This window comes from Bacillus sp. S/N-304-OC-R1, assembly GCF_019749375.1.
In the GTDB taxonomy this organism is placed as follows: domain Bacteria; phylum Bacillota; class Bacilli; order Bacillales; family Cytobacillaceae; genus Cytobacillus.
The window spans coordinates 201748-213754 of record NZ_JACWFE010000004.1 but is presented as its reverse complement, the minus strand read 5'-3'; the positions used below and the strand labels follow the sequence as shown (position 1 = coordinate 213754).

Below are 12007 nucleotides of genomic sequence, written 5' to 3'. Positions count from 1 at the left end.
CTTTTGATGATTCTGATTTTCCAAAATCCAAATATCCCCATTCACATCAACCCTATTAAGCTTTACAGCAAAATAATTTTTCACTACTGTCCATCCTTCTAATATAAAAAGCAAATTTTTTTTGCTTAATTTTATAATTAATAGCAAAGATTCTTTGCACTTCTTACGAAAAATTACTCTAATAATCATATTTCTCAACGAAATTAAGTTTGGCACACTTCTTGCATCATGAATAGTCAGGAATAGCTTGTGAGACAACTGACAAAGTAATTACAATAAAAAGGGTTGCTGTAAATATGCTTTGTTTGAGTTTCTTTTGCCTAATGTCAGAAATTTTATGCGATTTACTTTTAAAAATCAAAATATGAATTAAGTGAGGGGATATTAGATGTGGATCATTACCGTTCATTTTAAGAAAAATGTTCAAATGTTTGAATTTGAAACTCAAGAAGAAGCGAAAGCAGCGTTCCAACAATTAGAAGGCAATAAGTATTTGAGCCATGTAATTTACTTTAATGATTTCGATATAATAGAATCTCATCTTTGAAAATGAATAATATTGTAGGGGAAATTAAATAGTTTTAAAGTACTTCTACCCTTCTTATTTTTTCTTAATAATTCATATAGCATATTTTATTTCTTTGAGGTAAACTAACTTTGGACCTGCTTTAATAATTATATTAAAAAAACAAAACAATCAACCTGTCACACCAACAAGCTTTTATCCTAGTATTTTATTAAAACCTTTGGAGGAAGTATATCAATGAGCACTTTTAGCAACATCATGATAATTGGGGTATCCATCCTATTTATCGTTACTTTACTGTTGATTCTTACCTTAGTCATTTCAGTAGTAGTAATTAAAAAGAAAGATATGACACAATCTCAACACTCAATCAGACGAAATTTCCCTATCATTTCTCGTATTCGTTATCTATCCGAGCATATCGGTCCAGAGTTAAGACAGTACTTTTTTGAGGGAGATCATGAAGCGAAGCCTTTCTCTCGTCTAGATTTTCAATATATTGTTAAAGCAGGAAAATACGCTAAAAATATTATCGCCTTTGGAAGTAAGCGTGACTTTGACAAACCAGGTTTTTATATTCGTAATGCCTTTTTCGCTAAACAAATTTCAGATTTGAAAGCGGATAATGAAGCACTTATTCCAACACATAAATATGTAGAAGATAAAGATACGCTTTTCACTCGTCATGAGCATAGAGAAGAAGCTGAAATTAAGCCATGGCTTTACACAGAAGCTGACAAGATTGTTATTGGTGAAAATTCATGCCGTCATCCATTTACAATCAAAAGCCCAATTGCAATGAGCGGAATGAGCTATGGAGCTCTAGGCGATCGTGCGATTACAGCTCTCTCTTATGGACTAAAAGACGCAGGTGCCTACATGAATACAGGTGAAGGTGGTCTATCTCCTCACCACTTAAAAGGCGGCGTGGACATCATGGTACAAATCGGTCCTGCCAAGTTTGGATTTAGAAACCCAGACGGAAGCTTTTCTTATGATTTACTTCGTGAAAAAGCAAGCCACCCTCAAGTAAAGGCCTTTGAGATTAAATTAGGTCAAGGGGCGAAAATTCGCGGTGGTCACATTGAAGGTTCAAAAGTATCACCTGAAATTGCTGCGATCCGTGGAGTTGAACCATACAAAACGATTAATTCGCCTAACCGTTTTGAAGAATTCGATGATATGAATTCTATGATGGATTTTATTGAAAAAATTCGTGAAGTATCCGGTAAACCTGTTGGTATCAAAATGGTTATCGGCAGTGAAGAAACATTTGAAGAATTTGCTGCATATATGGCATTCACAAAGAGACGCCCTGACTTTATTACGATTGATGGCGGAGAAGGCGGAACTGGAGCTACTTATCAAGGAATGGCAGATTCTGTAGGTCTTCCGATCAAACCGGCATTGATGATTGCACAAAGAATCTTGAAGAAATACGATGTACGCGATAAAGTCACATTAATCGCCAGCGGTAAATTATTCTCTCCTGACCGAGTAGCTATTGCCCTTTCCCTTGGAGCGGATGTGTGCCATATCGCCCGAGGCTTAATGATTTCAGTTGGTTGTATCGGTGCACAAAAATGTCAATCCAACGAATGTCCAGTTGGTGTTGCAACAACAAATCCAAAGCTTCAAAAGGCTTTAGTTATTGAAGAAAAAAGATATCGCGTGACAAACTATATGGCAACTCTTCGTGAAGAGTTATTTGCACTATCAGCAGCTGCTGGTCTAACTTCACCTCGACAATTCAACGAAAAACATGTTGTCTTTGTTGATCAAGACTTTAGTGTAAAAACGATTGAACAAGTAAAAAAAGCAGAAGAAAAAAGAGAACTTGTTTCTATTTCATAAGTATCAAAAAAGTCTGTTACAGCTGGATTGTAACAGACTTTTTTTGTTCAATTTGCACGACTTATTAAAATAAAATTCTTGTTTAATTCATCTTCTGAAATGACAATCCTTTGTGTTAAGTCTTCCGTTCGTAAGACAAATTCTTTTACACCGATAAACTCTGATTCTGCGACAAGAAAAAATTTAGCTCCCCTTTTGCTGCCTTTAAACTGATTTTTCAACCTATATTTCTTCATATAAGATCCTCTAATTTTAGTGAAATATGTTTTCATTCATTATATATAAATATTTTTGTAAATGGCAGTTCTATTTTGTCATTTCATCGTATTACTTTTGTAAAAGTAAAGACCAGTTTACTCTGATATAATAAATATTAGGAACTCTACATATCAAGGCTGAGATTTTTTACATAATTACGGAGGAAATAGATGAAATTCATTAGAAATTTTATTTTAAAATTCGACTTGCAACCAACGATAGCCGAGTATCTTACGATTATCATTAATGTTCTTTTTATTGCGGCTATTTGTATTGTCGCGAACTTCATCACGAAAAAGGTTGTTATTAGAATCATTTCTCATATCGTTCGAAATAACAAATACCAGTGGGACAATATGCTCCTAGAACAAAAGGTATTTCATAAGTTATCCCATTTTGTTCCGGCGATAATCATTTATCACTTTGCATCCAATTTTCCAACCTATCAGGGTTTTTTCGAAAAAAGCGCGATTGCTTATTTAATCATTGTCGGTTTATGGGTCATCAATAGCTTATTAAATGCAATTAACGATATTTATCAAACATATGAAATATCGAAGGAAAAGCCAATTAAAGGGTATATTCAGGTTTCAAAAATGGTTGTCATCATCCTTGGATTCATCTTAGTTATAGCGAATCTGATGGGTGAAAGTCCGTTTATTCTTTTAAGCGGGATCGGCGCCCTCTCTGCTGTATTTCTGCTCGTTTTTAAAGATGCGTTATTAGGCCTTGTTGCAGGAATACAATTAGCAGCCAATGATATGGTGCGTGTTGGCGACTGGATCGAAATGCCGAAATACGGAGCCGATGGGGATATCATCGAAATTTCATTGAACACAGTCAAGGTGCAAAATTTCGATAAAACGATTACGATGGTTCCAAGCTATGCTTTAATATCCGATTCATTCAAGAACTGGAGAGGCATGCAAACATCTGGAGGACGAAGAATTAAACGTGCATTATTTATTGATAAAAATAGTATTTCATTTTGTACCGATGAAATGATTGAGAAATATAAGTCGATCCACTATCTGACGGATTATATCAATACCAGGGAACGAGAAATTGCAGAGTTTAATTCCATGAATGATATCAATCGCAGCAATCCAGTAAACGGCAGAGCTCTCACGAATATTGGCGTATTTAGGGCGTATATCAGTAATTATCTTAGAAATCATCCCGGAATCAATCAGAACATGTCATTAATGGTCAGACAGCTCGCCCCCACTGAAAATGGGCTGCCGCTAGAAATATACGCTTTTACTAATGATGTGCGCTGGGCCGTATATGAAACGGTCCAATCCGATATATTTGATCACCTATTTGCCATAGCGCAAGAGTTTGGTCTTCGCTTATTCCAAAACCCTTCTGGGCATGATTTAAAAGGGATTGTGGAAGGAACTAATAGAGATACGATTGTCCGAGAAATGGATAATTAAAGCAAAAAGAGGGTACTTCCCCCCTAGCGTAGAAGAAAGTCTGTTTACAACTAGATTGTAACAGACTTTTTCATTTCAAGACGTTATGCCAAGATTCGATCTTATTAAAAGGCGGTTCGATAAACACAGATATCGGACAAGCTCCGTTGATTTCCCTCTGCTCCTGTCCAATAAAACCGGATATCGGACAAGCTCCATTGATTTCCCCCTGCTCTTGTCCAATAAAACCGGATATCGGACAAGACCCATTGATTCCCCCCTGTTCCTGTCCAATAAAACCGGATATCGGACAACCTCCATCGATTTTCACCTGTTCCTGTCCAATAAACCAAATATCGGACAAGCTCCATTGCCTATCCCATGTTCCTGTCCAATAAAATAGACCTGATTAAAAATAAACCTATTATCTAGAAGAGTTTAATATGAAGTATTTACCATAATTTTTACACTCCATACGGAAAAAACTGTATATGTCATATATGGAAAGGAGCCCAATTATGTCTATTACAGATAGAGAGGAAAAAAACTCTTGGCAAGAAGTACTGAAAACAGTTAAATCTCTTGACCCCCAAAAAACTCATTTTTTCTTCGCACGGGTAATAAAGCTCCCTCTCTTTTACCGCTATCTGCTTTTTTCTTTCTGAACGGATAATTAAGCCAACTCTCTTTTACCGCTATCTGCTTTTTTCTCTCTGAACGGGCAATTAAGCCACCTCTCTTTTACCGCTATCAGTTTTTTTCTCTCTGTCCGGGCAATTAAGCCCCCTTTCTTTTACCGCTATCTGCTTTTTTCTCTCTTAACAGGCAATTAAGCCCACGCTCTTTTTCCGCTATCTGCTTTTTTCCTTCGGAAGGGTATGAAATATGCACCCATTTTAATTCAAGTCGTGGAGGGCATTTCGCCGAGTGGATCAAGGTACATCATGATGCCCAAGTCGATTGTTATGGTATTGGTCACGGGATTCGCAGGTCAATTCATGACCAAGTCAGAGAAACAAGAGCAATTCCGCTTGTTACTCAAAAGGACTAAAAGCAACAGCAAAAAAATCTAAGTAATCTATAGAGAAGCTCATTTTTATCAAAATAAAAAAATACAGTCCCAACCTCATCTGTAAAATGAAGTGGAGGACTGTATCCCTGTAGTGAAGTCATACTCGAATATAACCTTCACGTAAAACTCTTTCCAAAAAAAGACTTGGTTCACCAATACTGTAAAGCTGCAATTCATGCATGGCTCTCGTGCAAACTGTGTAGAAAACTCTACGCAGGCTCTCATCCCCATATACTTCCTTCGATGCGTCATAAACGATGACAGCGTCGAATTCGATGCCTTTTGACAAGTATGAAGGAATGATAACAACACCTTGTTCATATTCGGTCGAACCAGTTTTCATCAGCTTAATATCATCAATATGAGACAACCCTTCGTATGCTCTTTGACTTTCTTGAGCTGATTTGCATATGATCGCAATACTATTGAACCCCTGACTTCGTAATTCTTCGACTTTGCCTGTAATACATCTATGCAACTCTTCATGATCTGCCAATACTTTTAACACCGGAGGATTTCCTTCCCGTTCGAAAGGAATAATCCCTTCACCGTTAGGCACTAATCTGCGTGTGAATTCAATAATCGGTTTCGTAGAACGGTAGCTGCGTGTCATGTTGATGACTTCTGTTTCATCTTGTCCGTATAAGCCGGTTAGTGTTTGAAAATCAACCATCTCGCTTGCATGTGCGAAAATCGCCTGATTAAAGTCTCCTAGCACAGTCATCCTAGCCGAAGGAAATAAACGCTTAAGAAACTCAAATTGAAATGGTGAATAATCTTGCGCTTCGTCCACAATTATGTGTCTAATCGCGTTGTTCGTCTGAAATCCAAGAATAAGCTCTTTTAAAAGTAAAAAAGGAGTAGCATCTTCGTAAGATAGTTTCCCTTCATCTAGCCATTCCATTGTCGATTCGCAAATATCTGCCCACTCCGCTGGCGTTTCTCCTTCAATCCACTCGTTGATCTGCATGGAATCAGCAAAAAGCTGCCTATACATCCCCTTCATATCGACAAAACCAAACTCACGGATTCGTTTTCGCAAAGGCTTCCATTTCCGCGCAACAATCAATTGGGAAAGTGCTTTTTGCTCCATTTCGTAATTTTCTAGTGTTTCCTTTTTAAAGCCGCGTTTTTCTATTAAGTATTTTCGCGCCTTATGATATTCTTCATTGCTGAGAAACTCGATTTCTTCCTGTACCCACGGCTTTATCCGTTCTACCTTTTCAGCTTCCTTAATCACCCGCAATAGCCATTCCTGTAATTTTTCAAGTCTGTTATGAAAACGGAGTGAGGTGTCGCTGCTATAAAATCTGTCTGAGATTTGCCCTGCAGTTACAATTGGTTTTCCTCTGAAATGAATGTCTTTAAATATCATGCCTGAGCGCTCAAGTGAGCTCCTGTATGATTTGATGCACTCAAAGTATCGAACAGATGCTTTGAATCGGATGCTCGTAACCCTTGTTTTGTACGAAGGAGTATTCGCTGCAGTTAACACATATTCCAATTGGTCATAGGGATTTTCCACTTGAAATTCATTACTTAACCGATGATCCAAATATTCTTGAAAAGTGACCTGCTGCATATTCTCTTCGCCGAGCTCCGGCAACACATTGGACACATAACTGTTAAACATCGAATTCGGCGAAAATAATATAATTTGCTCCGCATTCAAGCTGTCTCGATATTTGTAAAGCAAATAAGCAATCCGCTGCAAGGCTGCTGATGTCTTGCCGCTGCCAGCTGCACCATGAACAATAAGGAGCTTCCCACGATCATGTCGAATAATCCGGTTTTGCTCTTGTTGGATGGTAGCTACAATATTGTGCATATACTTGTCAGTCCCTTTGCCCAGAACCTGCTGTAAAATCTCATCTCCAATCGTGAGACTCGTATCGAACATCGATTGAAGAACGCCACCACGGATCAAATATTGCCACTTTTTCTCTAATTCGCCTTCAATTACGCCACCAGGGGTAACATATTTAGCCGGCCCAGGCTGGTAATCGTAGTAGACGCTTGAAACCGGCGCCCTCCAGTCGTAGATCAGAATTTCATCGCCACTCTTATCTGTCAGCGTAGAAATTCCAATATATATTTGTTCAATAGCTGAACTTCCTTCTTCAATGAAATCAATTTTGCCAAAGTAGGGAGATTCCTTCATACGGCGCAGCGTGGACAATTTATTAGATGCATGCCGATGTGTGCTTTGGCTAACTGACAAAGCTTGAGCCTCTTGCCTCAAGCCAATAATGGTCTCAAGATAATCATCGAACGTATCAATATTTACCTTGATTTCATCCCAAAAGTGTTTGCGTATATTGACGACTTCGTGCCGGCGCCGAGAAGTTTCTTCCGCCAATCTGTCTATTCGCTCTGTAATGGTCTCCATTACACTGTCCACTCTTTTTTGCTCCTGACGAAATTCTGAATTCATAGCAAACACTCCTTAAAGAAATTATAAAATAAGGGTTGATTTCCGAAAAACTATATTGTATAATTAAAATAGGGATAATATATTCTATTTAAAGTATACAATGTGTATCTATATAAATTTACCACGGATTTTCTCTTATTTCAACATCTTTTTCTGCAATTTTACCCTTCCACAAAGTTCACTACTTATGAAACTAAATTTCTCTCCCTATTTAGAGTGACACCACCTAGTTTAAATACATTTCAATGATTGCCCACAAAAAATGACCCTTGTATTATTAAGGCCAAAAACTCCATTACATAAAACGAAACAATCATATCCTTGAAAATCCTAAATCGTTATGATAAATATACAGATAATCACTCAATGTGATTCAAAAAAAATTCGTATGATTAAAGGAAAATAAGATGAAAATTCGTTTCGGCTATGTCGCACACGCACTAGATTTATGGGATGCAAGCCCCTCCAAGACGTTAACGTTTGCACGCTATTCAGCACTACCTAAAAATGAACGAATGGAAAAGCTTAAATCCATTACTGCCCTAAATTTGCACCACTCAAAAAGAATTCTATACTACAACATTGCACATGAAATTGAAGTATACCGATTTTCAAGCGCACTCGTTCCCCTGGCTACCCATCCGGAAGTGATGTGGGATTTCATCACTCCTTTTAAAAAGGAATGGACAGAGTTAGGACAGCTAATCAAGCAAAATAACCTTCGAGTAAGCTTCCATCCTTCTCAATACACCCTTTTCACAAGTCCAAGGGATGAAGTGACGATGAATGCAGTGAAGGATATGGAATACCATTATAAAATGCTGCAGGCGATGAATGTCCATGACACAGGATTAATCAATATTCATATCGGCGGGAGCTATGGGGACAAAAAAGAAACGTTAACTCGATTTCATCAAAATCTTAAAACGTTGCCTGTGGAAATAAAGAAGCGAATGACACTGGAAAATGATGATAAGACTTATGATGTTCATGAAACATTGATCACTTGCGAACAGGAAAGCATCCCAATGGTTCTCGATTATCATCACTTCATGGCGAATAAAGGTGATGTTGAGCTCGACCATTATTTACAGCGTATCTTTAACACTTGGACAACCTTTAATATGGTCCCAAAAGTTCACATTTCTTCCCCAAAGTCAGACCAAGCCTACCGTTCACATGCTGATTTTGTTTCCTTGGAATTTGTGCTTCCTTTTTTGAAAATGGCAAAGGAGCTAGGTCAGGACTTTGACATTATGATAGAAGCAAAGCAGAAAAACCTTGCTATGCAGAGGCTGGTTGAGGAAGTCGCTGCCATTAGAGGGATTAAGCGAATAACGAGTTCTTCTGTAGAATGGTAGGGACACAGTGACAGGCAGTATTAGAAAATTAACGGATGCACGGTACATGTAAGTAGTTCCGATAACGTGGAGAAAATCTAAATCCACAGCATAAATATTATAATATTTCGTAGCATTGATAGAACAAGTAATAACAGTATAAAAAGAACACAAAATCTTGGGATTTTTATTCGAAGCTTTTGTGTTCTGTTTTAGGAGAAGCTGTACAAGTTCATTAGCCGCTAAAAAATAAGTGGAGAAATTTCCCTTAATTATGAAATAGCACTGAAAATATCTTAAATAGACGGAAAGATTCCGACTATTGACTCGAAAAACGTGAAAATGAGTAAGATTGCTTTGCTTAATCGGAAAACTTCCGCTTAAATACCCCGAACCGAGCTCTATTCAGCTATCTAACCGGAAAATATCCGCTTATTTTAAGTATCTCTGGTTACTCAAAAAAGACATCTATTACCTACTTAAGTAAAAAAATCAATATAGTAAATACCATATGAAATAACATGGTAATTCGTAAGTTAACAACAACAATTGTCTAGATTGCGATTTTGCTTACTGATTAAAATAGTAAAGCCTCATATCATTGATATAAAATAGACCAAATCATATGCGATTTGGTCTGCTAATTAGCATACGATTCGGTATGTTTCTCCACCGAAACGGAACTACTTACGATACATGTGCATCCTTTTATTATAGGATTATTGAGCTTTTTCTGGATCAGGATAATTGAAGCCTTTCGTATCTACTTTGACAGATTTCATTTTCTGATCTTGCAGAGGCTTGTCCATACCATCGCGTTCAACTGAGACAATAGCGTCGACCGTTTCGATTCCTTTGGTTACTTTTCCGAAAGCGGCATAGTCCCCATCTAGACTTGGTGTATCATTGACCATAATAAAAAATTGCGAACCAGCGGAATTCGGATCTTGTGCCCGGGCCATTGAAATAACGCCGCGCTCATGTTTGATGTTATTATCAAAACCGTTGGACGAAAATTCACCTTTAATTGAATATCCCGGACCGCCTGTACCATTTCCTTCAGGATCTCCACCTTGAATCATGAAATCAGGGATCACTCGGTGAAAGATGAGGCCATCATAATACCCCTTTTCAACTAAAGAGACAAAATTTGCAACTGTATTTGGCGCTGTCTTCGGGTATAACTCAAGCTCAATTTCATTTCCATTCTCCATTGTGATTGTTACAATAGGGTTTTCTTTAACAGACTCCGGATAATTTTCAGCAGTTTTGTTTGCAGAGTCTTCTGCTGTTTTCCCCTTTTCTGCCTGTGAACCACAACCAGACAACATAAAAGCGGAAATCATGAGAGCAAAAATAAAGTAAAAAACCTTAGTACGTGAGACCATTTTCTTTCATAAACCTCCTGCAATCAATAATAGTCATATATTACTGAACCATTATAGCACTTATAGCGGATGCAATCGAAAAATTTCACCTGAAATCAACACAACTATTTATCTTACATACTGTCACTGTGGTCCTAATAAATATTACTTTTATATTCGAATTTACATTAATTATTGTTATTATGGATTTATATGTTAATGGACTAGGAGGAATCAATATAAAAACTTGTATAAAATGTGGGTCTCTAATGATAGAAGATGCATATGAAGAAATTAATTTCGAAGATGAATCAGCTATAGTAAATAGTTTCTCTGCATGGATTTGTATGCAGTCATGCGGCTATTATGAAAAAATTAATGAAAATGAAGGAGAAGAATATCTTTGAACTTAAAAAATATGAAAATAGAAGCTCAGCAAGGGGCTGATAAATTCCTTGTAAGCTATGGAAATGATCAAGGCAGTATCCTTTTCCTGAAAGAAAAAGTACTTTCTGCACCAATGCACGTAGAATCCATTCTAAGCCGCGGTTACTGGGATGATTATAAAGGAAATATTGACTTAAAAGACCTTCTTTCACAGCTTCAAGTAGAGGTAAAACTCGGCGGGCCAGTAGTTTCCTTCAGAGAACTATATGGAACTAGATTTGAAGAAGAGCCTAATTGTATTGTTTTTAGACAAAATGCTGCAGACCGAGAACTTCTATACAACGAACTGTTAAAAGGCAGGGTCAGACAAGGATGGGGATATTCTCAGGAATTTTCTCTGTATCAGGGGATGGAGGATTTTATTAACAGCTACCAGAACGTAACAAAAGGATCTTTTGAAACGGCTCAAAAGCAATGGAATGTGCTAAGCAAAATGCTCTATATCAAAGAAGGAGATACAATTGTCATTCCAAAACAACCGAATCACCATCATTTTATAATTGCAACGGCAAAGAAAGATCCAAATTCACACGTTTGCTATGAATTCGGAGATCCTTTAGAAAATACAAATGATTATCGTCATATCATACATATTGATCCAAACAGCATTCAAGAGGTACACTATGATTCCCCTCTCGCCCCTTTTATTATAAAAAGACTGCTGAAATCGATCGCTTATTCTGGTCCAATCAACTTTGTTAGAAATCGTGATTTCAAACTAGCAATAGAAGAAATTATTAATGAAAACGATAAAGCGGAATTATCAGAGCCTCATCCCCTGCCGCAAAAGCTGCAGCGAATTGAACATTCACTTTATGAGGAGTGGGTCAAAACCGTCCGTAATCTTACACCTAGTGATTTCGAAAAACTAGTAAAAAAATTTATGAGAGATAATGGATTCTATATCCTTAAATCGAATTCCTATGACCGAAAAGGTGGGGATATTGACTTATTATGTTCAAAGGAAATACCCGTTTCAACTCCATTTGAACCAAAGTCTATTACTCTTTCTTATTGTATCCAAATTAAAAAGCATAAAAATTTAACTGATGCAACAGGCGTTCATCAATTAGTAAATATGGAAAAAAACCTTAACTTAGAAGACTCTAATGTTGTCCAAAAAATTCTTATATCACTTGCTGATGGATTTACGAATGATTGCGAAGTATTAGCTAATGATCATAACGTCACTCTAATTAACGGTATTGACTTTGCTCAACTCTATTTCAAAAGTATATAAAGCTCTGTAATAAATAGATTTGTTTACTTAGAGACTGACTACAACAAGTCA

The 12007-nt window shown here is 37.1% G+C and carries 10 protein-coding genes; 6 read left to right on the top strand and 4 right to left on the bottom strand.

What is annotated here, in order from left to right; all coding sequences use genetic code 11:
* The first annotated feature begins 388 nt into the window (after positions 1–388).
* Together H0173_RS06105 and H0173_RS06100 are read left to right on the top strand one after the other, a co-directional pair.
* Complete coding sequence (locus H0173_RS06105; RefSeq protein WP_221845460.1) at positions 389–547, top strand: RNA-binding protein; 159 nt, start codon at positions 389–391, stop codon at positions 545–547.
* 216 nt (positions 548–763) lie between these two features.
* Positions 764–2380 carry an FMN-binding glutamate synthase family protein gene (locus tag H0173_RS06100; protein ID WP_221845459.1) on the top strand — a complete coding sequence of 539 codons (1617 nt, stop codon included), beginning with the start codon at positions 764–766 and terminating at the stop codon, positions 2378–2380.
* A 47-nt stretch (positions 2381–2427) separates the two neighbouring features.
* Here the strand turns inward: H0173_RS06100 and H0173_RS06095 are convergent, their stop codons facing one another.
* Positions 2428–2616 carry a hypothetical protein gene (locus H0173_RS06095; protein ID WP_221845458.1) on the bottom strand — a complete coding sequence of 63 codons (189 nt, stop codon included), beginning with the start codon at positions 2614–2616 and terminating at the stop codon, positions 2428–2430.
* Positions 2617–2808: 192 nt separating this feature from the next.
* On the opposite strand from H0173_RS06095, the gene H0173_RS06090 reads away from it, so the two are divergent.
* On the top strand, positions 2809–4077 hold the full coding sequence (locus tag H0173_RS06090; protein WP_221845457.1) for a mechanosensitive ion channel family protein: 1269 nt from the start codon (positions 2809–2811) through the stop codon (positions 4075–4077).
* A 70-nt stretch (positions 4078–4147) separates the two neighbouring features.
* Here H0173_RS06090 and H0173_RS06085 read toward each other — a convergent pair whose 3' ends face one another.
* Together H0173_RS06085 and helD are read right to left on the bottom strand one after the other, a co-directional pair.
* Positions 4148–4420, bottom strand: coding sequence for a hypothetical protein (locus H0173_RS06085; RefSeq protein WP_221845456.1), 273 nt, complete (start codon positions 4418–4420; stop codon positions 4148–4150).
* A gap of 805 nt (positions 4421–5225) precedes the next feature.
* The gene (gene helD / locus H0173_RS06080; protein ID WP_221845455.1) at positions 5226–7562 is read right to left on the bottom strand and encodes an RNA polymerase recycling motor HelD; all 2337 of its coding nucleotides are present in this window, start codon (positions 7560–7562) and stop codon (positions 5226–5228) included.
* 407 nt (positions 7563–7969) lie between these two features.
* Here helD and uvsE point away from each other — a divergent pair, with 407 nt between their 5' ends.
* Entirely contained in the window at positions 7970–8923 is a 954-nt protein-coding gene (gene uvsE / locus H0173_RS06075; RefSeq protein WP_221845454.1) for a UV DNA damage repair endonuclease UvsE, read from the top strand.
* A gap of 698 nt (positions 8924–9621) precedes the next feature.
* On the opposite strand, the gene H0173_RS06070 is transcribed toward uvsE, so the two are convergent.
* Complete coding sequence (locus tag H0173_RS06070; RefSeq protein ID WP_221845453.1) at positions 9622–10290, bottom strand: peptidylprolyl isomerase; 669 nt, start codon at positions 10288–10290, stop codon at positions 9622–9624.
* A 248-nt stretch (positions 10291–10538) separates the two neighbouring features.
* Here H0173_RS06070 and H0173_RS06065 point away from each other — a divergent pair, with 248 nt between their 5' ends.
* Together H0173_RS06065 and H0173_RS06060 are read left to right on the top strand one after the other, a co-directional pair.
* Positions 10539–10676, top strand: a complete 138-nt coding sequence (locus H0173_RS06065; RefSeq protein ID WP_221845452.1) for a hypothetical protein — start codon at positions 10539–10541, stop codon at positions 10674–10676.
* Entirely contained in the window at positions 10673–11956 is a 1284-nt protein-coding gene (locus tag H0173_RS06060; protein WP_221845451.1) for a restriction endonuclease, read from the top strand. The genes H0173_RS06065 and H0173_RS06060 overlap by 4 nt, the downstream gene beginning before the upstream one ends.
* Positions 11957–12007 lie beyond the last annotated feature (51 nt).